Source organism: Providencia hangzhouensis, from assembly GCF_029193595.2.
In the GTDB taxonomy this organism is placed as follows: Bacteria; Pseudomonadota; Gammaproteobacteria; order Enterobacterales; family Enterobacteriaceae; genus Providencia; species Providencia hangzhouensis.
In genome coordinates this window covers 1,680,502-1,705,748 of record NZ_CP135052.1, presented here as the reverse complement: position 1 = coordinate 1,705,748, position 25,247 = coordinate 1,680,502, and the positions used below count along the sequence as shown (strand labels likewise).

The following is a 25,247-nucleotide window of genomic DNA, read 5'->3' as shown; positions in this document are numbered from 1 at the left end:
CACACTGACATAATTAGAAAAACAATATCATATTAAATTCATGCATATAAAAAAGACATTAATCTCATTAAATATTTTTTTAATTTTTAATTTGAAAAAAATATACTTTATATCTAGCATAAAATAACACAGCTAATTTACATTCAGCTGTTAATCAAAGTTATATCACTTTATTTTACTTTGACCTTATGGGGTTAATTATGTCTAGATATATACTACCTCTGTCTTTACTTTCGTTATCTGTTATATCAGGTTCAGCACTTGCAATAACTAACAGTGCTGGAGGAATTATTTCAATTTCTGGAGCAATAAGCGATACAACTTGTACAATTAATGGCGGAAATAGTGCCGATATGACTGTTGTTCTTGACCCAATAACCGTAACAGATGCAGGGACCACTGCCGCGACGGTTATTTCTAAAAATCAAAAACAATTTTCTTTAACTTTCTCTGATTGCGCACCTGCGAGCACTCCTGTAAGTAATCTGAAATTACACTTTTATTCATCAAGTAATATTTCCCCTTCCGGTTTGTATTTAGTGAATACTTCCGTCAATGAAAATGATGCTTCCGTTGCTAAAAATGTTGGATTTAGTTTATCTAAAACCAGCACGCCAACAACCGCAATTCCACTCAATGTGGCCTTTGATACTAACCTTACAGGGGCTGACACTGGTGGCGCGACAGGCGCTACACTCAATTTAATAGCCAGTTATTATAAAACTAATGCAACTGCTGCCAAAGTCGGTCTTTTGCAATCAAATGTAATATATACAGTTTCCTATTTATAATTATGACTTAGCCAGGCTTTTATTAGCCTGGCTTTAAATGGATACTATTATGAAAACTCTAGTTTTATTACTCACTATTTTATTTTCGAGCTCAACATTTTCTAATGTTATTATTACAGGCACTCGAATTATATATCCTGCTGACGCTGATAGTATTACTGTACAATTAACCAATAATAGCAAAACATCGTCTCTTGTTCAGTCATGGATTGATAACGGTGATGAAAATTCCACACCTGAGAATTCTGAAGCGCCTTTTTATTTGTCCCCTCCTATTGTTAAAATTGAAGGTTTACAAGGTCAGCAATTAAAAATAAAAAAAATACCCGGAAAACTTTCTGACAATGTTGAAAGTGTATTTTTCTTAAATGTTTTAGATATTCCTAAAACTCCAGAATCTGCTAAAGGCAAAAATGCAATTCAGCTAGCCACACGCTCACGAATTAAAATTTTTTATCGTCCTATTGGTCTAACCGAATCCTCCGATGAAGTCATTAATCATGCGAGCTACCAGATTAAAAATAATAACATATTAGTTAAAAATAACTCGCAATACCATTTAACTATTGCAGCTATCACACCATCGGACGATAAAAATAATTCATTAATTGATTCTGCGATGATTGCCCATATGTCTGAAAAAGAATTACCTATTAAAGGAACAATGAAAAGCCACGATCTTATTTTAATGTATGTGGATGACTATGGTGTTTTCAAATCTAAAAACATTAAACTTTAATAGAAGAAATCATCGTGAAAAAAGAAAACTATCTCTACCTCCTAATCTTAATAGGACTACAAAGTTATCAAAAGAACTCAATAGCGGACGAGTTTGAGACTTCCCTATTGGTAGGCAAATCTGCACAAGGAGATATTTCACGATTCTATACCGACAGTAAAATTCCATCAGGTAAACAATTAGCCGAGCTTTATGTAAATAATAGTTGGAAAGGCCAATTTGAAATTGATATCAATAATGATGGTAAACTGATTAGCCTTGCTGCTGATGATGTGCAGAAGTTAAACCTGAATTTATCTTCTGAGGTGATTGAACAAACCAAACAACAGCCATTTATTCCTATTGATGATTTAGTGGCCAATATAAAATATAAATTCAATATCAACGACCTACGACTCGATATTACCGTCCCTCAAATCGCTCTGAAACAACTCGAAGCTAACTATGTTGACCCCAGTCTCTGGAATTATGGCGAACCTGCAATTATTTTTTCTTATAATACAAATTATTATAGTTACAAAGAGAAAAAAAACTCTAAAACCAGCAGTGACAATTTTTTTGCTACCTTAAATTCAGGCGTTAATTTAGGCGCTTGGCAATTTAGAGATGAATCCAGCTATCGACATAGCTCTCATAGTAGCCAAAAATGGAAAAACAATACCCGTTATATTTATCGTCCTCTTAGTGCAATCAAATCCGGGTTGAAATTAGGTGATTTTTATACACCCGCAGCCCTATTTAATAGTATTCGAGTTCGAGGGATTGCATTGGCAACAGAAGCTAGTATGTTGCCAAATTCAAGTCAAAATTTTGTACCTATTATACGCGGTGTCGCTCAAACAAATGCCTTAGTCAGCGTGTACCAAAATAATAATCTGGTTTATCAAGAAAGCGTTCCCCCTGGTGAGTTTGCATTTAATGACCTGCAGCCTAGTGCTGGTGGAGGTGACTTATTCGTCGTTGTCCAAGAAGCTAATGGAAGGCAAGAAACCTTTACTGTGCCCTATTCTGCTGTACCTGACATGCTCAAACAGGGCGTTTATAATTACAGCCTTATTGCTGGGCAAACTAAAATCGACAATACCCATTATCAACCCAAATTTACTCAAGGTGAGTTTCACTATGGATTAAATAATTTAGTGACACTTTATGCAGGAATGCTATTTAGCGAAAAATACTATTCTGGCGTTATAGGGAGTGGTTGGAATTTTAGTTTTGGGGCCATTTCAGCTGACATTACGCAAGCAAATACTAAATTGGATTCAGGAAATCACAGTGGGCAAAGCTACCGCCTGACTTATAACAAATATATTAATGCAACATCGACCAATTTAACCTTGGCGTCATATCGTTATTCCACTAGTGGTTACTATAGCTTTATTGATGCCATTTATTCCCAAGATAATTATCGCGCTTGGAAAGCTTATCAAGACCAGTTATCAGAAAAACTCGGCAATAATATTCCACCTGAGCTTTCACTCACTAATTATGACGCTTTACGTGGTTCACGTGCTAAAAACACATTTACGTTGAATTTAAACCAACAATTAGCTGATGGTTATGGTTCGGTATTCATATCGGGTACACACCGTGATTATTGGAATGCAAACGGTAATAGCCGTGAATATCAAGCCGGTTATGCAAACAATTATAACGATATTTCCTATAGTGTGTCTGTTTCACGTGTTCGCAATTACGACAGCGAAGAAGAAACTCGTATTTATGCCAACTTTAGTGTTCCTTTTTCTTTATTTGAAAAACGCGCCAATATTAGTATGGGAAGCTATTTCACCGACTCTCGTTATCAACAAACTACGCTGAGTGTCAGTGGTATTGCAGGTAAAAATGACCAAGTCAATTATACGCTAACTGCAACGAACCAAAGCGGTGGTAATAACTTAGTTGGTGGGAACGTCAGCTATCAGCTTCCCTCTAGCACGCTTTCAGGATCTTACACAGAGGCCAATAATTACCGCCAAACGGGTTTAGGCGCCAAAGGAACTCTGGTTGCTATTCCTGGACATATTGTTTTTTCAGGGGAAACAGGACAGACCTACACCATCATTGATGCTCCAATGGCCAGTGACATGATGGTCAATGCCGATAAAACCACTTTAACTAATCAACAAGGTGTTGTTTTAGTCGCTAACTCCACACCCTATAGAACCAATACCTATACCTTGACAGATACAGAGAAAACCGCAGGCGCCGAGGTGCTCGGTAATATGGCAAATGTAAGTCCATATCAAGGGGCGGTAAATTACATCAAACTCGAAACTGATACTCGACAAACTTATATCATCCGTGGCGCTCTTGCTAGTGGCGATAGCTTACCTTTTGGAACAGAAATCACAGATGCTAAACAACAGAGTATTGGTTATGTCGGCCAATCTGGCGTGATGTATATCAAAAGTGAGCAATTACCGATGGCATTGCACATAAAGCTTAAAGGGAAACAGACATGTGTTATTGACCCGCTACTCAACACGATGGATAAGAACAAAAACCTCTGTCGATAAAGGAAAATATGATGAAAAAAATCACTTTAGCACTGATGTTTTCCAGTATATTGGCTTACAGCCAGTTTTCCTCAGCACATTGTAGACAAACTTCTACCGTGACGGCTCCCGCTCTTGCTTTTGATTTATCGACAGAGCTCACCAGTACATCGACTCAAGTTAGTAAAAATAGTAGAACCATCTACCCTGGAACTTTTACCTGTACTGCAAGAGGGATACTTTTTCCTAACTCTATTGGTATCGCATCTCCTTTCCAAGGTAGAACCGCCACTATTGGTTTTAATGGTGGAAAGCAGTTTGTCTCAATTACAGTCACTGCATTAGAAAAAGATAGGGTTATCGGCCTTACGGAAGGTGTACATCAAGGTAGTGAACTCGATACAAATTTTACCGTTCAATTTAATTTGCTTGCGACTAAACCCGGAACCAACTATGTCGAAGTATCAGGAAGCACCGCCACAGTTACCCCTATCGTACTCGCCTCTGATGCTTCCAGCTTGGGAATTTTACAGTGGCTATTAGATATTGTATCTAAATTAGTCACTTTTCTGTTAACGCTGCAATGGCCAACCAGTGCTGATGATATCTACTTACAACCAATTACCTTAACTTATAATCCAATCCTCACTACCTGTAATTTTGTTAACCAAGGTTTAGTCGTTTCGCTACCCCCAGTAAGCATCAATGCAGTGAAAACTGCAACCAGAGCGGGCTACACGCCATTCACACTTAATTTTACTTGCCAAGACTTTTTAGCAGGAGGTAATGCTTCTCGTGATGTATCTATTTTTTTATCCAGTAGCAATTTGCTCTCAAATGATAAAGCAACATTGAATAATACCATTAGCCAAGGCGCTAAAGGCGTTGGCTTCCGATTAGTTAGCGCAAGTAATCTCAATACACCGTTAGTGCTTTCAGATAGCGTGGCAGCTAAAAATGGAGCGACAAATATTTTTACTGTCCTCAAGGGAAATCCAATCTCCCCTTCTTTTTCAGTAAATTTAGGTGCTTATTACTATGCATACAACACCAATAGTGTCACTCAAGGGCAAGTCTCAAGTACGGCAACAGTTGTGATGTCATATAATTAACAAGGAAAATACCATGGTGGAATTCATTAAAATTACAGGGTTCGCTACATTACTATTTTTTAGCTTCCAAACAAGTGCAAGTCTTGTTTTGCAAGGAACACGAATTATTTTCCCTAGTGATAAAAAATCCGTCAGAATTCAACTTACTAATTACAGTGAACAAGCCACATTAACTCAAAGCTGGGTGGATGAAGGTAATCCGGACTCGACACCAGAAACGACGAACGCACCATTTATTGTAACGCCCCCCGTCACTAAAATCGCAGCAAATGACGGAGTTCAATTACAAATACGTTTTATTGGTGACAAACTCCCTACGAATAAAGAGTCTGTATTTTATTTAAATGTATTAGATATTGCGCCAAAGCCAAAGCAAATAAATAGTGCCAATATGCTACAGTTTGCCATTCAAACACGAATTAAAGTTTTTTATCGCCCTACAAACCTCACAGAAAAGCCAAACAATGTCATCAAAAACATCCAATTTCATTTAGCTAAAGACGGTATTGTCGTCAACAACCCGACCCCTTATTTTTTAAATATTGCCAATATCTATCTGGCTAATAATAAAAGTCGTTCTATTGCAAAAAGCTCGATGGTAGAGCCATTTTCATCACAAACTTACTTTTCAACCGCTGATATTAATCACGGAGAAAATATAACAATGATTTACATTGACGATACTGGAAAACAAATTCAATACCAAACCAAGCTATAAAATAGGCTTAACCGCTTCTATAACTTGGCAGGTGAATATTAAGATTGAGCCACCACTTTAGGGCGGATAAACACGGCAGGGACAGCGAGAAGAGCCATTAAGTAAAACACCACACCATGATGAGCAGGCACTCGCTCATAAATGTATCCGACAATAATAGTCAGTACGGCTAACCCACCGCCAGTTGCGAGTGCGGAGTAAACACCTTGTAATGGGATAATTTCATTTTCTTTTCTTGCACTAATAAAGCGCATTGCGGCTAGGTGGCAAATCGTAAAAGTACCACTGTGAAGAATTTGTACCACGATTAATACCGGTAATGCAGTAAACGCTCCCATCAAGCCCCAACGAATAATTCCACAAAAGGCAGATAACAACAGTAAATTTCGAGCGCTCCAACGCCTAAATAAACGGTGGCTTAACATAAATACAATGACTTCAGCAACCACACCGAGCGACCATAAATTACCGATAACTAAATCTGAATAGCCGGCTTCTTTCCAAAATAGGGAAGCAAAACCATAATAAGCCGCATGAGTCCCTTGCAGTAACGTAACACAGATAAGAAACCTAACGACGTTTTTATCCGCAATCAATTGTTTAAACGTAACCTTATTACCACCATCCGCTTTCGCTACCCCCATTGGCATGATTGCTGGTTTCAGCATTGCGCCAAGTAATAATGCTAGACAGCTTACTATCAAGGCCACCATGATGGCTTTATTTCCCCAAACACCGGCTAAATACCCCATCAGTGAGGAACCAATAATAAAAGCTATCGAACCCCAAACGCGAATTTTGCCGTAGTCAAAGGTAAATTGTTTTTGCCATGTCCCCGCCAGTGAATCGCCCAGTGGAACCATTGGTGCAAAAAATAAGTTAAACCCAATCATTACAAACAACAGCCATGCCCAGTGAGAACCCAGAGCAAAACCGACAGAAAAAATAAGTGAAAGTCCTGCGAGTAAGCGTAGAGCAGTAATAAGTTTCGAGGGCTCTTTAACTAAAGGAGTAATAAACATCGCACCAAGGAAACGGGCTGCTAGCCCTACCCCTAACAAAACACCAATCATTTCTGCATCAATTCCCTCACCTTGTAACCAAACTGACCAAAATGGCAAGAAAATACTGTAGGCAAAAAAGTAGGTAAAATAATCAATAGCTAGCCAACGCGTTGATGGAATGACCATCACTCCTCCGTTTTTTCAATGCAAAAAACCCGCTCATACATACATGTAGAAGCGGGTTTCAGTAATTAATAATACGTTATGTTATGCGTAAACTGGGTATTTTTTGCAAATTGCTAATACTTTTTGCTTCACGCTCTCAATGGTCGCTTCGTCATTGAGGTTGTCTAGAATATCACACATCCAGCCAGCTAGCTCACCCGCTTCTGCTTCTTTGAAGCCACGACGCGTAATCGCAGGAGAACCAATACGTACACCAGACGTTACAAATGGGCTCTTAGGGTCGTTCGGTACACTGTTTTTGTTAACAGTGATATTCGCACGGCCAAGTGCAGCATCGGCATCTTTACCTGTGATGTCTTTATCAACCAAATCAACTAAGAATAAGTGGTTTTCAGTTCCGCCAGATACCACTTTGTAGCCACGTTTTTGGAAAACATCGACCATTGCCTTCGCATTCTTAGCAACTTGCTGTTGATAAACTTTGAATTCAGGTTCCATCGCTTCTTTCAGAGCAACCGCTTTACCTGCAATAACATGCATTAAAGGGCCACCTTGAGATCCAGGGAATACCGCTGAGTTGATTTTTTTGTACAACTCTTCGTCACCACCTTTAGCTAAAATTAACCCACCACGTGGACCCGCTAAAGTTTTATGCGTTGTTGTTGTCACAACGTGTGCATGAGGAACTGGGTTTGGATAAACACCCGCAGCAATCAAACCTGCAACGTGAGCCATATCAACAAACAGGTAAGCGCCAATACCATCTGCGATTTCACGCATTTTTGCCCAATCAACGACACCTGAGTACGCAGAGAAACCACCGATAATCATTTTTGGTTTGTGTTTTTCCGCTTGCGCTTTGATATCGTCGTAGTCAATTTTACCGCTTTCATCAATACCGTAAGGCACGATGTTGTACAGTTTACCTGAGAAGTTAACTGGTGAACCGTGAGTTAAGTGACCACCATGTGCTAGGTTCATTCCCAGAACGGTATCACCAGGCTGTAATAACGCCATGTAAACTGCAGCGTTAGCTTGTGAACCTGAGTGCGGCTGCACGTTCGCATAGTCAGCACCAAATAGTTCTTTCGCACGGTCAATCGCTAATTGCTCTACCACGTCAACATACTCACAACCGCCATAGTAGCGTTTGCCTGGGTAGCCTTCTGCATATTTATTGGTTAGCTGAGAACCTTGAGCCTGCATGACTCGTGGACTGGTATAGTTTTCAGAAGCAATTAATTCAATGTGTTCTTCTTGACGTTGTACTTCTTGCTCCATTGCTTCCCATAATTTCGGATCGTAGTCAGCAATATTCATTTCACGCTTTAACATTCGCTTCTCCTGCCTCAGCAATTCAATAGGTTGAAAATCGATTCATCGCAATGACACACAGTGTAAACTCTTTTTCTCTCTTGAGATAGCCCTAAAGAAAAAATATACGCAAACGATTGCATTAATTTTTTTCACTTCATTTGCTTCTGAAGGCTTCATTATAAAATAGCTCAAATTTTAATTTTTAACGGACAAACATCCAGATTTGCTATTCCCTTCTCATTATGTGCCTAAATCCACCCTATTTTTCCGATTTGAGTCTTTACATAAACACGTAAATATTATAAGTTGTATTTAAAATACATCTTTATAAATCACCTTCATCGTTCGCAAAAAATAGGGATTAGCTGAGATGAAATAAATTTATCTAACTAATCTACAAAGGAATATTTTTAGATCGCAAAAATTTGCCCTTTGCCATAACTATAATGAGAACATGAAAATAATTCAGGAGCACCTGTATGCTAGATAGCCAAACCATTGCCATTGTTAAATCAACCATTCCTGCCATTGCTGAAACAGGGCCAAAACTGACCGCGCATTTTTATGATCGGATGTTTAAACAGCATCCTGAATTAAAAGATATTTTCAACATGACTCACCAAGTGAATGGGGACCAACGAGAAGCCCTTTTCAACGCTATCTGCGCATATGCTGTGCATATTGAAACTCCTGAGGCTCTTATTTCAGCTGTCGAAAAAATCGCCCAAAAACATGTAAGCTTAAATATTAAACCTGAGCACTATCCAATCGTCGGGGAAAACTTACTCGCGGCTATTGATGAACTCCTCAACCCAGGCCAAGAGGTTCTTGATGCATGGGGAAGAGCTTACGGTGTTTTAGCCGATATTTTTATTGGTAGAGAAGCTGCAATTTACCAAGAAAATGCGGATAAAAATGGGGGTTGGGAAGGCTTACGTGAGTTTAAATTAGCGCAAAAACAACCACAAAGTGATGTGATTACAAGTTTTGAATTTGTTCCTGTCGATGGGCAACCTGTCGCTGATTACCGCCCAGGCCAATATATCACTATTTATGTCAACAACCAGGGGTTTGAAAACCAAGAAATCCGCCAATACTCTCTGACCACTGCACCTAATGGCCGTAGCTACCGTATTGCGGTAAAACGTGAAGAACAAGGCTCCGTTTCTAATTTCTTACATCAACAATTAAATGAAGGTGATAGTGTACTGCTCGCCCCTCCATGTGGTGATTTCTTTATTGATGTTGATGGCCAGACACCTGTTACCTTGATCTCTGCAGGCGTTGGTTTAACTCCAATGCTGAGCATGTTAAATCATCTAACAGAACAAGGTCACAACGCACAAGTTAATTGGTTCCATGCCGCTGAAAATGGTGCCGTTCATGCCTTTAGGCACGAAATTCAACAACTATTAGCAAAACAGCAAACCAGCCAATCCGCGATTTGGTTTAATCAACCAAGAGAGGAAGATCGTCTCGGGTTTGATTACCAATATGAAGGTTTAATGAATTTAGAATTGGTACGTGAATGGATTGAGCAACCGAATATGCAATTCTATTTCTGTGGCCCTGTTGGGTTTATGCAGCACGTAGGTAAGCAGCTAATTGCAATGGGTGTCGATACCAGTGCTATTCACTATGAATGTTTTGGACCACACAAGGTATTACCCCTCAATTAATTCACAAAAAATGCTCTTCTGTTTAGAAGAGCATTCTATGAAACATATTAACTGAAGAAAATGGGTTAACTAGTTAAATATTCGTAGTTTTCTAATTTAGCGGTAACGGGCTCGCATAATAAATACACAATTCTAATCCCATTCCTGTGTATTTTCCGTTACCGCATTTTCATACAAACTTAATTTATTAAATTGCTTCTTCGTCTTGCTCACCGGTTCGAATACGGATCACTCGAGCGACATCATAAACAAAGATTTTTCCATCACCAATTTTGCCAGTTTGTGCAGTTTGCATAATGGTTTCGACGCAGTTTTCAACGATGTCATCAGGTACTACAATTTCAATTTTTACCTTAGGTAAAAAATCAACCATATACTCTGCGCCACGGTAAAGTTCAGTATGCCCTTTTTGACGTCCAAAACCTTTCACTTCAGTCACTGTCATTCCAGTAATACCCACTTCTGCCAGCGCTTCACGAACATCATCAAGTTTGAATGGCTTTATAATTGCATCAATTTTTTTCATAAATAATTCCTGTTATGACCAGTTTTTACGGCCAAAACCTGAGGTGATCGGATAACGACGGTCTTTGCCAAAATTGCGCATCGTAATACGTGGCCCAACAGGCGCCTGACGACGTTTATATTCATTAATATCAACAAGGCGCACAACTTTGCGCACCACGTCTTTATCAAAACCAAGTTTGATTAGGTCATTAACTGACAAGTCTTTTTCCACATAGCCTTCTAATAATGCATCTAACACATCATAAGGTGGCAAACTGTCTTGATCTAATTGCCCTGGCGCAAGCTCTGCTGATGGCGGCCTATCAATCACGCGTTGTGGGATTGCTGGAGAGATAGTATTACGGTATTTAGCCAACTCAAAGACAAGGGTTTTAGGCACATCTTTTAACACGTCAAAACCACCCGCCATATCACCATACAATGTCGAGTAGCCAACCGCTGACTCACTTTTATTACTGGTAGTCAAAACTAAGCGACGACGTTTATTTGACATCGCCATTAAAATAACGGCTCGGCAACGCGCTTGTAAGTTTTCCTCAGTTGTATCAACCGCGGTTCCTTCAAACATAGGCGTTAACTGTGCCATAAAAGCATCAAACATCGGTTCGATAGATACGATATCGAATTCAACACCAAGCAAATCAGCTTGTTCTTTAGCGTCGTGGATGCTCATCTCAGAAGTATAGCGGAATGGCATCATGACTGCTTGCACGTGCTCTTTCCCTATTGCATCAACGGCAATAGCCACTGTTAACCCTGAATCAATCCCGCCTGATAGCCCTAAAATAGCCCCATTAAAACCATTTTTATTGATGTAGTCGCGAGTAGACATGACTAAAGCTTGGTATACCTGCGCCACAGGGTCATTCTCAATAAATACGCTACCTTCGCTCACCAATGCAAGTTCATCAAATTGCACTGTGATAACCTGCTCTTTAAATTCTTCCAATTTAAAGGTTTGCTTGCCTTTGTTTGCAATGATTTTTGAGCCACCATCAAACACCAATTCGTCTTGCCCGCCAACTTGATTGAGATACACAATTGGCATATGAGTGCGTTTACAATGATCGACTAATAAATCAGTTCGAATATGTTCTTTATTAATATCATAAGGAGATGCATTGATTGTCAGTAATATTTCAGCGCCAGCTCCTTTTACTGCATCAACCGGTTCGTCATACCAAATATCTTCGCAAATCAATAAGCCGAGCTGGTAACCTTTAAATTCAACAACACAGGTTTTTTCATCTGCGGTGAAATAACGAGGCTCATCAAACACGCCGTAATTTGGTAATTCTTGTTTAAAATAACGTGCATGCAATTTGCCTTGATAGAAAAAAGACAATGCATTATAGATATCATCCCCTTCATACCATGGATGACCAACAATAATTGCCGTTTCTTGGCTGGCTTTTTGCAAACGGTCGAGTTGTACTAAACAGCGGTCCTCAAAATCAGCTCGGAAAATTAAATCCTCTGGTGGGTACCCTGTCAAAGACAGCTCTGAAAACATGACAATATCTGTGTTTGGTGCTTGTTCACTCACAACTTGCAACATGCGATCGCAGTTGCCTTCGATGTCACCGACTAACCAATTAAGTTGTGCTAGTGAAATATTAAGCTTACGGCTCATAAGGTGTTTTTTCTCCCGGAGCGTGAATATGAATTGCCTTATTCCACATAATGTAATCGATAACAACCATGTGGTAAATAATTCTTATTTATTCTTTAAAATCATTGGCTTCTAAATCGTGTCGACCAAGTAATTTGTAAAATTCTGTGCGGTTTCGCCCTGCCATTCGGGCAGCTTGGGTGACATTCCCTTTTGTCATTTGTAATAACTTACGTAAATAATTCAATTCAAATTGATTACGAGCTTCAACAAATGTCGGCAAGGCCGTATTTTCACCTTGAAGTGCTTGGCTGACGAGTGCTTCACTGATAACAGGAGACGTTGTTAATGCAACACATTGTTCAATAACATTAACTAATTGACGAACATTGCCCGGCCAACTCGCTGTTATTAAGCACTTCATGGCGTCACTGGAAAAACTACGCACGAAAGGTTTATGCCGTGATGCAGATTCACGCAATAGATGATTTGCTAATAATGGAATATCTTCAGAACGTTCATTTAACGCAGGAATACGCAGATTAACCACATTTAAGCGATAGTAGAGGTCCTCACGAAACTCATTTTTTTCCATCGCTTTAGGCAAATTACGGTGAGTTGCGGAGAGAATTCGCACGTCAATATCTAAATCGCGGTTACTACCTAAAGGGCGAACTTTGCGTTCTTGCAATACTCGCAATAATTTAACCTGCAATGGCATTGGCATATCGCCAATCTCATCTAAAAATAACGTACCACCGCTGGCTGCAAAGAATAACCCTTCGCGGTTACTTACTGCGCCGGTAAAAGCCCCTTTAGCATGACCAAATAATTCAGACTCTAATAATTGTTCAGGTAATGCACCGCAGTTAATGGCAATAAACGGCTTACGTGCCCTAGGGCTGGCTTTATGAATAGCCTGAGCTAAAACTTCTTTACCTGTACCACTTTGCCCATTAATTAGCACGCTAACATCAGATTGTGCCACCATATGCGCTTGTTCTAATAGCCGAATCATTAAGGGGCTACGCGTGACTATACCAGCGCTCCACTCCTCATCGCTAATCGGTGTCGAAGAGAGCGCGAGAGCTTCATCGATTGCTTTATATAATGCGTCTTTATCTACTGGCTTAGTTAAAAAACTAAATACGCCTCGTTGTGTTGCCGCGACGGCATCAGGGATAGAACCATGAGCAGTGAGTATGATAACTGGCATGTTTGGATGGGCTTTTTGTATCTCATCGAAAAGCGCCATACCATCCATTTCATCCATGCGTAAATCGCTGATCACTAAATCTAATTTTTCTTTTTGTAAGATTTTTAGTGCTTCAGGGCCGCTTTCTGCTGTAGTGACTTTAAAACCTTCACTACTCAAGCGCATGCCTAACAGTTTAAGAAGGCTCGGGTCATCGTCAACTAGCAATAAATTTGCTGACTTACGATTCGTCATTTTTGTTCATTCTCCGATGAATTTTGCTCTACTGGAGAAGATGCGCTGCTATCAGGCTTTGGCTCTTCTGAGGAAATAGGCTTATCTCCTTCAACCCCATTCTCTACATCTTTTTCGGTTTCGTTGGTGCTTTTCTTACGAGAAGAAAGCTGGCGTTCAATATCCGTTAAATTTTCAAGCTTACGGGAGGTCGTATTCAGTTCAAAAGCCAATTTAGCATTATCTTCCTTTAGACGGTCGAGTTTTGTATCCATTTCTTGCTGTAGGCGTTTATAACGAACCCCTGCATCTGACAGATTGATAATTTGTACTTGTTGCTCACGCCATAATTGTAATAATGGACGTACCCCTGTGGGAAAATTCAAACTGTACGTATTTATGCTATCAAGCATTTTACGGCGCTCTGCAATAGACGGGTCAGCAGAATTCAACAAAATATTTTGTTGAAATGCACTCGACCAATTTGTTACGTCTATTTTACCTGCATCTTCACGTGCTTGACTGGTTTCCGTGCGATCTGCGCAGTCCATCATTCGTAACCAAAATAATGCATTTTCCCGTGCAGTTGGCTGGTCATTGTTCCAAATAGATTCACATGATGTATAACGGTAGTCTGTGACTTTAACTTCAGGCACAACAACTTGCGCCAGAGTTTCGAGTGGTGACTGACCATTTTTTACTACACATCCACTTAAAATTAGGGAAAATAAAACCGCCCCAAAATTGAGCCCTGTACGTCTCATCACATAAGGTACTCTTTGGTTATATTTACTTAACGATGCGTTACGGTAAAGTACCGCCCAAACACCTGTAGACCGATTTACCATTATTCATTCTCTGCGGTTAGAGGCAGTTCAATTCTAAAACAGACATCTGCTGATTTGTTGGGAACGAGAGAAAGTTCTCCCCCCATTTGTTTAATACAATCTTGCGCAATACTCAGCCCTAGCCCACTTCCTTTGACAGCACCTTTTCTTTGTAGTGAACCTTGATAGAACGGCTCAAAAATCATACTTTGCTCAGACTCAGGAATTGGCGTCCCCGTATTCGCAACTTCAATCAGAAGCTTATTACCTGTTTGGCGACTAGAGATCCAAATATTACCTGATTCGCCACCATAGTGCACCGCATTGGAGTAGATATTATCAATAACTCGTCCTAAAAGTGAGGGTTCGGCTAAACAGCTGTCCACTTTTAAACGCACTTCTGTTTTAATATTTTTAGCCCGTGCCGGTAAATTATGTGCTTTAACAATATCTTCAATGAGTTTTTGTAAATCAACAATTTGTGCTTCTGGCGGGTCATCGACAAGCTTACGATTATAATCAAGTAATTGCTCAATAAGTTGCTGAAGATGCTTACTGCTGTGATCAAGAATTTCTACAACTTCTTTTTGAGACACCGTTAATGGCCCTGCCACCTCATCAGCGAGTAATTCTGTTCCTTCACGCATGCTTGCAAGAGGTGTTTTTAATTCATGTGAAATATGGCGTAGAAATTCGTGGCGCTGTGATTCAAGCCATGCGAGTCGTTCACTTAACCAAATAATCCGCTGTGCGATTGTCCGTAGCTCCCTAGGGCCTTTAAAGCGTTCAATATTATTCGCAATTGTACGCCCAGTACCGAGACGGTTAATCATTCGTTCGATAGCTTTAACTGGGCCAATAATCATCCGAGTGAATAATGCCACTAGCAATGCGCTTAATAAGAATAAAATTAAGCTTTGCCAACCAAATAGTTGGCCTTTATTCGCAATCGCTTTTTGCAGCTGTTCCCCACGGCTAAAAATCACATCACGAGTTTCTTGCACTAATGAGGCATTTTCGGCAGAAAATTGTTCTAAAGCCCGTGTGATTTTTTCTGTCGGTTCATTGTTTTCACACGCAACCGTTTTAAGTACATCCAAAGTCTTAGTCAATGCAGAAGTGTCTGTCGAGGTAGGTAAGATCGTTCGCTGACGTTCAAACATTTGCTGGTAGTCTGCAAACTGTTTCTGATATTGAGTATGCAATGTAGCATCTTGCAAAACACAATATTGACGATAGCTCCGTTCCATTTCTAAGGCGAGGCTACTCATCACTTCACTACGCCGTGCGTCAAGCAACGTGGTTTTATTGATATTGGCAGCTTGGTTACTCAGTTGCTCTAGGCTTTGATATGCCTGATAGGCTAATACTAATAAAGGAAGTAATACAAGCCAGAATGCCATCACAACTAGTTGACGCAAGGAGCGAGGGAAAAAACGCCATTTACTCAATACATTCATCTCATACCCATTAAACGTATTGCAATGGTAGCAGAACTCCCTGTAATGCGAAAAGCACAATCCAAATTCTGTGTCCCATAGCGTTAAAATCAGACTAAGTGTAACAATCAAAAAGCAATGAACGTGCCAAGTTAATTGGTAAAAAATGATAATTTTCAGATAGGTATGTTCAACGCTCCGGATGTTCCTTTTTCGCATAAACGAAAGCATAAAAGAATCGATAGGTCTTACTAAATGAATTCTTTCGTCTTTTCTTTAGTTTTTTCTTTAAAAATAAAACACTAAGCTATGCCCTAAATAATTCGGATTGCAGCTAGGCGCCAAGTGAAGATATCTCTAGGAGCATACAAAAGTATGTGACTAGAGTGGCTGAACGCAGGTAACAACGCTGCGGTTCGAAGTATGACGGGCATAGGGCGGCAAGAGAAGATATCTCTATGAAACATACAAAAGTATGTGACTAGAGTAGCTGAACGCAGGTAACAACGCTGCGGTTCGAAGTATGACGGGCATAAAACAGGAAGGCGGGATGAAGTATTGACCTTCACCCCGCCAGCGATAACAACTTCTATAATGCTTTTTATATGATTATGTCTTTACATTAAAGATAATCATATAGGTGGTGCCTCACTCCACGTGTCGCCCTGTGTTTGATAAGGCCCGAAGGCGAATATCTATGCTGTTGGACGGTAGGCACCTTACTTTGGCGTCATTCTTGGTTTATGTGGTATGTACCCAACTAATTTTGGACCTACATAAGAAGTTGAATGAGCAACTGAATATTATTATGCACAAGCCGTGCCAACTTTTCAATAAATTTTATATCTACATGATTAAAAACAAAATTTATTTTTAATCCCACTTTAGCTACTTTTTAATACACCGTACCCGCTTACTGTTTTTTCTTAAGTGTCGCTAATTTATGACACCCGATTAGCTCATTTTCAAATACCTTAAATATCAATAAGATAAATGTCGCCTTTTGGAGACACGGCTATAGTGTGTTTGTCTCTTATTTAAGACACTGTCGTTTAATCACACATTAAATATACACTTAATATAAATTAAATTAGAATAATTAATGATTTACCGTAAGGCACTAATTAAGATAGAGAGCAAGACAACAATATGTAATTGATATATTTGACTTTGGTTAAATCCATCTATAATAAAAACAGCAGAGATACTTTACCAATCATTATATTTTATTGTTACTTTCTCGTTTAAGGTGTATTTATGAATAAAATGCCCTCATTACCTATGCAGGATCTTCAACCAGCTTTACATATTTTAGAGCAATCTATTGGCTATTTATACCAAGCTGCACTACGTGCCGCGGTGAAACTGCGTATTGCAGAAGCATTACAATCAGGTTCCAAAACAGCTGAAGAACTCGCCAAAGAAACGGGAGCAAATCCCCGAGAACTCACTCGATTATTACGATTATTAGCCACTAAAGATATTTTTAAGCTAACCCCTGATAACAAATTTGACCTCACACCCGCCGCACAATATTTATCTGAAAAGAATACGTTTTCATTACGGCAAGCGGTATTGATGTTTACTGACCCTTCGTTCTGGTTACCCGCAGGCGAGTTACACCGCAGCGCGTTTGAACCCCATTTGTTTAACAGCATGTTTGGAATGAGTTTTTATGAATATTGGGATGAACGAATTACTGATAGTGATAATTTCCACGAAGGCATTTCGTCTGTAAGTAAATTAGAAAATGCATTTGTCGTAGAAAGTTATAGTTTCCCAGATAACGCTCTCGTTGCAGACATTGGCGGCGGCTGTGGTGGGTTACTTTTAGAGGTTATGAAAGCAAATTTAACATTAAAAGGCATATTATTTGATAAAGCCCAAGTATTAGAAAAACATATTCTTAATCAACTAGATGACCCCACCCGTTGGAGCATCCAAGCTGGCTCATTTCTTGAAGCCTGCCCTGAAGCTGATATTTATTTACTCAAGTATATTACTCATAATTGGTCAGATACTGTTGCAATAAAGATACTTAAAACAATTAGAAAGTCGATGAGTCCTAACTCTAAGTTACTAATCATTGAAAATATTGTTACCAACGACAATCACCCCCACTTCAGTAAAAATATGGATTTAGTACAGATGGTTTTATTTGATGAAGGCCATGAACGCACAGAAACTGAGTTCAATTCACTGCTAAATCAAGCAAACTTACAATTAAAACAAATTATTTCAACACAATGTCATATTTCCATTATTGAAGCATACCCCATTTAACGTCCGCTATCCTGCTTTATACAATCAAAGCACTAAAGCAGGATAATTAAAGAAAATACCTGATGAATATCAGAATTTTAAATTATGTTAGTAGCTTATCCCTGTTCGTCTTGCTATAAGATTTGCCAATACCCTACTCATCAAATTGATAAAAATATGATAAAAATCGCGTTAGTTGATGACCATATCGTTGTGCGTTCTGGCTTCGCACAACTATTAACACTTGAACCTGATATTTCGGTTATCGGGCAATATGCTAATGCTCAAGAAGCTTGGCCTAATTTGCTTAATTTAGATATTGATGTTGCCATCATGGATATTTCAATGCCAGATGAGAACGGCCTGCAACTTTTATCACGGTTGCGCCAAAAAAAGCCGGATTTTCGCACCATTATCTTGAGTATTTATGATACCCCCGCTTTTGTGCAAAGTGCTTTAGATGCTGGAGCCAGTGCGTATTTAACTAAACGCTGTGGCCCTGAAGAATTAGTGCAAGCGGTTCGCTCAGTGCACCAAGGAGGCTGCTACCTATGTGCCGATGCCATGAGAGCGTTACGCCACTCACCCCAACCGCAGCAAAGTCTACAAGAACTCACGCCTCGGGAACGGGAAGTGTTTGATTTATTAGTTGCTGGCTTGAGTGTAAAAGTGATCGCAGAGCAACTTGAATTAAGCCATAAAACTGTGCATGTGCATCGTGCAAATATATTAGGCAAATTACAATGCGAAAATACCATCGACCTTGTTCATTACGCGTTAGAGCATAACCTAATATCAAGGTAATTTCGGCATGAATAAAAGCTTACGTTTAACACTGCAGTCCATCTTTCTATTTTTTACCTATTCTCTGTTATGGATTGGGTTGTGGATCATCGGCTTTTATTTAAGTCAAAACAGTTTTCAAGCAACTTTATTTCTTCCGCAAGGCTTGCGCCTAGCATTGATGATTATCCTGTGGCGACGTTACTGGCCAACACTACTACTCAGCGAAGGGATATTAAATTTTTGGTTATCATCAGAGCAACTGCTCTTCCAACCTGTTTTACTGTTATCTCCATTATTGAGTCTCGGTGTTGCCTTCGTCATTCAAAACATTTGGTGGCGCTATACGTTATATTGGCAACGATTACTATTATTACTCGCAGGTGTCGCCGCAAATAGTGTATTACATGCTTTATTATTCAGTGGGTTATCATCTTATTCCATTAGCCAATTATTCCTAACAACATTCACCGGAGGAATACTACTCTCTCCTTTTGTTTACCTTATTTATGAATATCTCCACGAGCAGCACTACCAAATGCTCCTTGATTATGGAACGCCAGATAAACAATTACGAACCTCTTTAATAGTTTGGTGTTTTCTATTCTGTGTCGTTGGGTTGAGTGCCCAAGTCTTTTTTGCCCCCGAAATTGAGCGGTTAATTGTCCTACTCGTCTTTATTCCTAATGTTTTTATGGCTTATCGCTATGGTTGGCAGGGCGGCGTACTTTCTGCATTATTAGGCAGTTTAATTATTACTTTTGCACGGCAATTTCACGGTGCCTTTGTTGATTTAGAAGAGCTAGAAATGTTTCTCAGTTCCCAAGCCTTAATTGGCATTGGGCTTGGGATAGCAATTAGCCGACAAAAACAACTGGCAAGTAACCTACAACGCTACCGACAACGCTTAGAGCAAGAGCTAAAAGCGCGACGCGACTTAATGTTACAACTCGTTCATACCGAGGAAGATATCAAAAAAGCGATTGCTCGCGAGTTGCATGATGAAATTGGGCAAAATATTACTGCCATCCAAATTCAGTCAATGCTAGTGAAAAAAACAGCGTCTGACGACATCAGCCACCAAGCAGCAAGTCAAATAAATGAACTAGCTCAGCAAATTCACCAATCTACGCGGCAATTATTACGCCAATTGCGCCCTCCCGTATTGGATGAAATGTCCCTTGAAAATGCACTTAAGCACTTAATTACTGAATTTTCTTTTCCACAGAATAATATTCAATGTCACTTTCATTATGGCTTACAAGAAACGCCGATCAATGAAACGGTTTTATTTACACTTTATCGCCTCGTCCAAGAATTACTTAACAATATCAGTAAACATGCAAAAGCCACACAAATTCACATATCTCTTAAGCAAATAGGTGACTCGATCCAGCTAGTTGTTGATGACAATGGCGTTGGCATTCCATTTAGCAAACGCACGAGTGGCTTTGGTTTACGCGGTATTGAGGAGCGAGTTCGAGCCTTAGGTGGTGACTGGACATTGACCACACAAAACGGAACACAAATAAGTGTTAACTTGCCCACATTTTGAGATAAAACATCGCAAAACTAGGAATAATTCCTAGCCCCCTAATACCTTCTCTCATCCTTTTTGTTAAAAACTTGATTACATTTTGCCTAACAAGAGAAACCGCCCTATGACAGGTAAAGACACCTTGAGTCTGGATAACACGTATCGTTTTTGGCGTCGCCGCTTAATGCTATCAATGATTATTGGTTATGCCACTTTTTACCTTACGCGAAAGAGTTTTAACTTCGTGATGCCTGTCATGCAAAACGAGCTGTTTCTCGATAAAAGCGATATTGGCTGGATAGCGACTGCATTTTATTTAACCTACGGTATTTCTAAGTTTTTATCGGGAATTTTCCACGATATCACCGGATACCGTTGGTTTATGGGTGTCGGCTTAGTGATGACAGGGCTGCTAAATATTATTTTTGCCTATTGCTTATCGTTTCCGGCGTTATTAATCGTGTGGACACTAAATGGCTTTTTTCAAGGCTGGGGCTGGCCACCTTGCGCACGCATTCTAACGCACTGGTATTCACGCAATGAGCGTGGATTTTGGTGGGGGCTGTGGAATATTTCCATCAACCTAGGGGGAATGTTACTGCCTCTGCTAACGGCATTATTGGCAACCCAGTACAGCTGGCAAATGGCATTAATTGTCCCTGGCGTTATTGGAGTCATCATTGGGTTATGGCTGTGCCGCCAATTACGTGGCACACCACAAGAAGAACAGCTTCCAAGCGTGGGGCAATGGCGACAAGATGTGTTGGAGTTACGCCAAGAGCGTTTGTCCCCTCCCATGCCGATGTTAACGATTTTAAAAGATGCCATTATTTTTAACCGTATGATTTGGTTACTGGGTTTCTCCTATATTTTGGTTTATCTCATTCGCATGGCGATAAACGATTGGGGGAATTTATGGTTAACAGAGAAACATGGCACTAATTTACTCAGTGCAAATGCAACATTATCGTTATTTGAATTGGGGGGATTATTAGGTGCTCTCTGCTCTGGCTGGGGCTCTGATATCCTATTTCGCGGCCAACGAGCGCCAATGATCCTACTGTTTTCTTTGGGGCTTTGTGTCTCAGTTAGCGCCTTATGGTTAACACCAATTCATCACTACGCTTTATTGGCTGTATGTTTCTTTGCTATCGGATTTTTTGTGTTTGGACCGCAAATGTTAATCGGCTTAGCTGCAACAGAATATTGTCATAAAAAAGCAGCTGGGGCGGTAACGGGCTATCTTGGATTGTACGCCTATTTAGGGGCGGCAATTGCGGGATGGCCACTCTCTCAAGTCATTGCACATTATGGTTGGTCAGGGATGTTTTCTTTACTGGCCAGTGCTGCGGCTTTGATGGGATTACTGCTAATGCCTCTATTGATTGCCAATGTCAGCAAGCGAGAGCATTTAGCAGGCACTGTTTCACCCTCTGATAATAAAACCTGAATAAAGGACTGAAAATGAAACTGAAAACTCTCTCTACGCTTATCGCTGCTGGTTTATCACTAGCGGCTATTTCTACCACTGCAAATGCTGCGGGCCGTTTGGTTGTTTACTGTAGCGCCACTAACGCCATGTGCGAAACTGAAACGCAAGCTTTTGCGAAAAAATACGATGTCAAAACCACCTTTGTACGTAACGGTTCTGGTAGTACTTTAGCCAAAATTGAGGCTGAAAAACGTAACCCACAAGCTGACGTGTGGTATGGCGGTACATTAGACCCTCATTCACAAGCAGGAGAAATGGATTTACTTGAGCCATACAAGTCGCCAAATCTGTCTGAAATTATGCCGCAGTTCCAAGACCCAGCAAAACGTAAAGGTAATTATTCTTCCGCAGTTTACATCGGTATTTTAGGCTTCGGTGTCAATAAAGACCGCTTAAAAGAAAAAGGTTTGCCGATCCCAACTTGCTGGAAAGATTTAACAAAACCTGAGTATAAAGGCGAAATTCAAATCGCAGACCCACAAAGTTCAGGAACTGCTTATACTGCATTAGCCACTTTCGACCAATTATGGGGAAATGAGCAAGCCTTTGATTATCTAAAAAAATTAAATGCTAACATATCACAATATACCAAGTCAGGTATTGCTCCAGCACGTAATGCGGCTCGTGGTGAGTCGGCAATTGGTATTGGCTTCTTGCATGATTATTCATTAGAAGTGGAAAACGGTGCGCCGTTAGAACTCATCGCTCCTTGTGAAGGAACAGGCTATGAAATCGGCGGGATCAGTATCCTGAAAAACGCGCGTAATATGGACAACGCCAAATTATTCGTTGATTTCGTCTTATCGAAAGAAGCTCAAGAGCTGAGCTGGAAAGAAGGGAAATCTTACCAAATCTTAACCAACACAACGGCAGAATCCTCGCCTATTTCATTAAAACTCAATGATTTGAACCTAATTAATTACGATATGGATAAATACGGTGATGCTGACGTCCGTAAAAACCTTATCAATAAATGGGTTACTGAAGTCAAAATGAGCAAATAGCATTAAGTGCGGCGTTAACTCGCCGCACTGAGCACTTACTTAACTAAAATAAAAAATTAATTTAATTAAGCTTCAAATTATGAGTGTTGTCACTAGGCGGCAAGTGACGTTATCCCTAGGAGCATACATAAGTATGTGACTAGGGTAACGGAGTGAAGCCAATACCGTGACAGCGCAAAATATGACGAGCTTAGGGGGAACTATGTCTCAAACCCTAACCTTATCGACCCCAACCAAAAAGGATAGCATATTCTTTTGGTTGCTGATTGCATGGCTAGGTTTCGCGTTACTACCTTCTTGGAGCCTAGACTATGGCGTACTTGATTCAACACAAGACGAGATCATAGCGGCTTACGGTTGGAGTAGCCTAAACATTAGTTGGCTTTGGTATTTATTACCTTCTATTTTATTTATTCGCCCGTTAACACCAGCGGATCGTTATCATAAAACACGGCATTACGTCGATATTGGCGTGGCTGTTATCACCGCCGCCGTGGTGATCTTAACCTCCTACTTTGAAGGAAAAGGGTTAGGTTACTCAGCTATTGTGCTATTTATCGCCTTGGGAATGGTGATGACATTGGCGTTAACCCGCCTTGAGTGGCTCGGTGGAGACCAGTTTGTTATTGGCTCACTGATCACCGTTGTTGCTTTAATAACCCTGTTTATTGTGTTCCCAAGTGTCGCTATTTTTATCCCAATGTTCACTGATGGAAATGGAGACTTTGCGCCATTCGCCTTTGTGGCAATTTTGACACAATCGCATATTGTCCAAGTTATTATTAACTCTGTATTTTTATCGTTAGCAGTAGGGGCTGGCTGTACTTTCTTTGGTTTAATTTTAGCCATTTATACGACGCGTATTGCTAAACGCTCCGCCATCATTGGCCGTGTTTTTTCTATTTTGCCTATCGTCACTCCCCCATTTGTCGTCGGTCTAGGGGTCACATTGATGATGGGGCGTTCAGGGTATATTACCGAATTCCTTGCTACTTATATGGGCCTTGAAAATACCAACTGGCTATATGGCTTTACGGGAATTTGGTTAGCGCAAGTGCTAGCATTCACCCCGATGTCATTCATGATTTTAGATGGTGCGATTAAAACCATTCACCCATCTTTAGAAGAAGCGTCTTATACATTGCGTGCCAACCGTTACCAAACTTTCTTTAATGTATTTATGCCATTACTGAAACCTGCTTTGGCAAACGCATTTTTAATCGTCATAGTGCAATCATTGGCTGACTTTAGTAACCCATTAGTTTTAGGTGGTAACTTCGACGTACTCGCGACGCAAATTTACTTCTATATCACTGGGTCGCAGTTAGATTATCAAGCCGCCAGTACCTTGGGTGCGTCACTACTAGTGTTCTCACTTTTAGTCTTCTGCGTTCAGTATATGTGGATAGGCAAACGCTCCTATGTCACTGTGTCCGGGAAATCTTACCGTGGTGATGTTCAGCCGTTACCAACATCGTTAATTGCCACTGTAACAGCCTTCTTAGCTATTTGGGTTGCATTTAACATATTGTTATACGGTAGCATTTTCTACGGTAGCTTTACCGTGAACTGGGGTGTTGATTACACCTTAACCTTAGATAATTTTATTAAATTATTTGGTCAGGGTATGAGTGATGGTGCATGGCCGTCACTGTTAGATACGCTTCTGTATGCAGGTATTGCGGCACCTATTACCGCGATCCTTGGTTTACTAATTGCCTATATCGTAGTTCGCCAAGACTTCCGTGGTAAAAAGACCATCGAATTCACGACGATGTTGTGTTTTGCTGTTCCAGGTACCGTGGCAGGTGTGTCATACATTTTAGCCTTTAACGATTCACCGTTTTATTTAACGGGAACGGCTGCCATCGTAATTATTTCAATGACCATGCGTAACGTCCCTGTGGGTATCCGTGCTGGTATTGCAGGTTTAGGGCAAATTGATAAATCATTGGATGAAGCGTCACTCAGCTTACGAGCGGGTTCAATGCGTACCATCTTCTTTATCCTGTTACCCTTGTTGCGCCCAGCCATTTTATCGGCGCTGATTTATAGCTTTGTCCGTGCGATCACCACTGTCAGTGCGATTGTATTCTTGGTTACTCCAGATACTCGCGTCGCAACGGCTTATATTTTGAACCGTGTTGAAGACGGTGAATATGGCGTTGCCATTGCCTATGGCTCAATCCTGATTGTCGTAATGTTGGCAATTATTTTCTTATTTGACTATTTGATTGGCGAAGCCCGTGTTTCACGTTCCAAAGCCAAAAATGCACAGTAATCATGGAGT

General features: G+C 40.2%; 19 protein-coding genes. 12 read left to right on the top strand and 7 right to left on the bottom strand.

Annotated features, from left to right (window positions below):
• Positions 1 to 200 precede the first annotated feature (200 nt).
• From PZ638_RS07470 to PZ638_RS07450, 5 genes are read left to right on the top strand one after another with little or no spacing between them, the layout of a single operon-like run.
• The gene (locus PZ638_RS07470) at positions 201 to 791 is read left to right on the top strand and encodes a fimbrial protein (RefSeq protein ID WP_036958998.1); all 591 of its coding nucleotides are present in this window, start codon (positions 201 to 203) and stop codon (positions 789 to 791) included.
• A 49-nt stretch (positions 792 to 840) separates the two neighbouring features.
• Positions 841 to 1,530, top strand: coding sequence for a fimbrial biogenesis chaperone (locus tag PZ638_RS07465; protein WP_275612111.1), 690 nt, complete (start codon positions 841 to 843; stop codon positions 1,528 to 1,530).
• A 14-nt stretch (positions 1,531 to 1,544) separates the two neighbouring features.
• A complete protein-coding gene (locus PZ638_RS07460) occupies positions 1,545 to 4,049 on the top strand; it encodes a fimbria/pilus outer membrane usher protein (protein WP_272674137.1) in 2,505 nt (834 codons plus the stop codon).
• Positions 4,050 to 4,057: 8 nt separating this feature from the next.
• Positions 4,058 to 5,140 carry a fimbrial protein gene (locus PZ638_RS07455; protein ID WP_004264930.1) on the top strand — a complete coding sequence of 361 codons (1,083 nt, stop codon included), beginning with the start codon at positions 4,058 to 4,060 and terminating at the stop codon, positions 5,138 to 5,140.
• Positions 5,141 to 5,153: 13 nt separating this feature from the next.
• On the top strand, positions 5,154 to 5,858 hold the full coding sequence (locus PZ638_RS07450; RefSeq protein ID WP_004264931.1) for a fimbrial biogenesis chaperone: 705 nt from the start codon (positions 5,154 to 5,156) through the stop codon (positions 5,856 to 5,858).
• A gap of 38 nt (positions 5,859 to 5,896) precedes the next feature.
• Here the strand turns inward: PZ638_RS07450 and PZ638_RS07445 are convergent, their stop codons facing one another.
• Both PZ638_RS07445 and glyA read right to left on the bottom strand, forming a co-directional pair.
• Positions 5,897 to 7,048 (bottom strand): 3-phenylpropionate MFS transporter, encoded by a 1,152-nt coding sequence (locus tag PZ638_RS07445; protein WP_272674135.1) that lies wholly within the window; start codon positions 7,046 to 7,048, stop codon positions 5,897 to 5,899.
• An 81-nt stretch (positions 7,049 to 7,129) separates the two neighbouring features.
• Positions 7,130 to 8,383, bottom strand: coding sequence for a serine hydroxymethyltransferase (gene glyA, locus PZ638_RS07440; RefSeq protein WP_004264933.1), 1,254 nt, complete (start codon positions 8,381 to 8,383; stop codon positions 7,130 to 7,132).
• A gap of 461 nt (positions 8,384 to 8,844) precedes the next feature.
• On the opposite strand from glyA, the gene hmpA reads away from it, so the two are divergent.
• A complete protein-coding gene (hmpA, locus tag PZ638_RS07435; protein WP_004264934.1) occupies positions 8,845 to 10,044 on the top strand; it encodes an NO-inducible flavohemoprotein in 1,200 nt (399 codons plus the stop codon).
• Between the two features lie 187 nt (positions 10,045 to 10,231).
• On the opposite strand, the gene glnB is transcribed toward hmpA, so the two are convergent.
• The 5 genes from glnB to PZ638_RS07410 all read right to left on the bottom strand — a co-directional run bounded on the left by glnB (position 10,232) and on the right by PZ638_RS07410 (position 15,900).
• Positions 10,232 to 10,570 (bottom strand): nitrogen regulatory protein P-II, encoded by a 339-nt coding sequence (gene glnB / locus PZ638_RS07430; RefSeq protein ID WP_004912721.1) that lies wholly within the window; start codon positions 10,568 to 10,570, stop codon positions 10,232 to 10,234.
• A gap of 12 nt (positions 10,571 to 10,582) precedes the next feature.
• Positions 10,583 to 12,205: an NAD+ synthase gene (locus tag PZ638_RS07425; RefSeq protein ID WP_004264936.1), complete on the bottom strand. Its 1,623-nt coding sequence runs from the start codon at positions 12,203 to 12,205 to the stop codon at positions 10,583 to 10,585.
• A gap of 88 nt (positions 12,206 to 12,293) precedes the next feature.
• Entirely contained in the window at positions 12,294 to 13,634 is a 1,341-nt protein-coding gene (glrR, locus tag PZ638_RS07420; protein ID WP_004264938.1) for a two-component system response regulator GlrR, read from the bottom strand.
• Entirely contained in the window at positions 13,631 to 14,461 is an 831-nt protein-coding gene (gene qseG / locus PZ638_RS07415) for a two-component system QseEF-associated lipoprotein QseG (protein WP_004264939.1), read from the bottom strand. The genes glrR and qseG overlap by 4 nt, the downstream gene beginning before the upstream one ends.
• Positions 14,461 to 15,900, bottom strand: a complete 1,440-nt coding sequence (locus PZ638_RS07410) for a sensor histidine kinase (protein ID WP_036959006.1) — start codon at positions 15,898 to 15,900, stop codon at positions 14,461 to 14,463. The genes qseG and PZ638_RS07410 overlap by 1 nt, the downstream gene beginning before the upstream one ends.
• Positions 15,901 to 17,136: 1,236 nt before the next feature.
• On the opposite strand from PZ638_RS07410, the gene PZ638_RS07405 reads away from it, so the two are divergent.
• The 6 genes from PZ638_RS07405 to PZ638_RS07380 all read left to right on the top strand — a co-directional run bounded on the left by PZ638_RS07405 (position 17,137) and on the right by PZ638_RS07380 (position 25,238).
• Positions 17,137 to 18,162, top strand: coding sequence for a methyltransferase (locus tag PZ638_RS07405; RefSeq protein ID WP_262961067.1), 1,026 nt, complete (start codon positions 17,137 to 17,139; stop codon positions 18,160 to 18,162).
• Between the two features lie 156 nt (positions 18,163 to 18,318).
• Positions 18,319 to 18,945 (top strand): response regulator transcription factor, encoded by a 627-nt coding sequence (locus PZ638_RS07400; protein WP_196724329.1) that lies wholly within the window; start codon positions 18,319 to 18,321, stop codon positions 18,943 to 18,945.
• 7 nt (positions 18,946 to 18,952) lie between these two features.
• Positions 18,953 to 20,479, top strand: coding sequence for an MASE1 domain-containing sensor histidine kinase (locus PZ638_RS07395; RefSeq protein ID WP_110591969.1), 1,527 nt, complete (start codon positions 18,953 to 18,955; stop codon positions 20,477 to 20,479).
• A 106-nt stretch (positions 20,480 to 20,585) separates the two neighbouring features.
• Entirely contained in the window at positions 20,586 to 21,911 is a 1,326-nt protein-coding gene (gene uhpC / locus PZ638_RS07390; RefSeq protein WP_036959008.1) for an MFS transporter family glucose-6-phosphate receptor UhpC, read from the top strand.
• 14 nt (positions 21,912 to 21,925) lie between these two features.
• Positions 21,926 to 22,957, top strand: coding sequence for an ABC transporter substrate-binding protein (locus tag PZ638_RS07385; protein ID WP_004264950.1), 1,032 nt, complete (start codon positions 21,926 to 21,928; stop codon positions 22,955 to 22,957).
• A 202-nt stretch (positions 22,958 to 23,159) separates the two neighbouring features.
• Positions 23,160 to 25,238: an ABC transporter permease gene (locus PZ638_RS07380; protein WP_094961701.1), complete on the top strand. Its 2,079-nt coding sequence runs from the start codon at positions 23,160 to 23,162 to the stop codon at positions 25,236 to 25,238.
• Positions 25,239 to 25,247: the final 9 nt, after the last annotated feature.

Coding starts and splice junctions, on each gene's coding strand:
- PZ638_RS07470 (WP_036958998.1), top strand. CDS start 201: ATGTCTAGATATATACTACCTCTGTCTTTACTTTCGTTATCTGTTATA.
- PZ638_RS07465 (WP_275612111.1), top strand. CDS start 841: ATGAAAACTCTAGTTTTATTACTCACTATTTTATTTTCGAGCTCAACA.
- PZ638_RS07455 (WP_004264930.1), top strand. CDS start 4,058: ATGATGAAAAAAATCACTTTAGCACTGATGTTTTCCAGTATATTGGCT.
- PZ638_RS07450 (WP_004264931.1), top strand. CDS start 5,154: ATGGTGGAATTCATTAAAATTACAGGGTTCGCTACATTACTATTTTTT.
- PZ638_RS07445 (WP_272674135.1), bottom strand. CDS start 7,048: ATGGTCATTCCATCAACGCGTTGGCTAGCTATTGATTATTTTACCTAC.
- glyA (WP_004264933.1), bottom strand. CDS start 8,383: ATGTTAAAGCGTGAAATGAATATTGCTGACTACGATCCGAAATTATGG.
- hmpA (WP_004264934.1), top strand. CDS start 8,845: ATGCTAGATAGCCAAACCATTGCCATTGTTAAATCAACCATTCCTGCC.
- glnB (WP_004912721.1), bottom strand. CDS start 10,570: ATGAAAAAAATTGATGCAATTATAAAGCCATTCAAACTTGATGATGTT.
- PZ638_RS07425 (WP_004264936.1), bottom strand. CDS start 12,205: ATGAGCCGTAAGCTTAATATTTCACTAGCACAACTTAATTGGTTAGTC.
- glrR (WP_004264938.1), bottom strand. CDS start 13,634: ATGACGAATCGTAAGTCAGCAAATTTATTGCTAGTTGACGATGACCCG.
- qseG (WP_004264939.1), bottom strand. CDS start 14,461: ATGGTAAATCGGTCTACAGGTGTTTGGGCGGTACTTTACCGTAACGCA.
- PZ638_RS07410 (WP_036959006.1), bottom strand. CDS start 15,900: ATGAATGTATTGAGTAAATGGCGTTTTTTCCCTCGCTCCTTGCGTCAA.
- PZ638_RS07405 (WP_262961067.1), top strand. CDS start 17,137: ATGAATAAAATGCCCTCATTACCTATGCAGGATCTTCAACCAGCTTTA.
- PZ638_RS07400 (WP_196724329.1), top strand. CDS start 18,319: ATGATAAAAATCGCGTTAGTTGATGACCATATCGTTGTGCGTTCTGGC.
- PZ638_RS07395 (WP_110591969.1), top strand. CDS start 18,953: ATGAATAAAAGCTTACGTTTAACACTGCAGTCCATCTTTCTATTTTTT.
- uhpC (WP_036959008.1), top strand. CDS start 20,586: ATGACAGGTAAAGACACCTTGAGTCTGGATAACACGTATCGTTTTTGG.
- PZ638_RS07385 (WP_004264950.1), top strand. CDS start 21,926: ATGAAACTGAAAACTCTCTCTACGCTTATCGCTGCTGGTTTATCACTA.
- PZ638_RS07380 (WP_094961701.1), top strand. CDS start 23,160: ATGTCTCAAACCCTAACCTTATCGACCCCAACCAAAAAGGATAGCATA.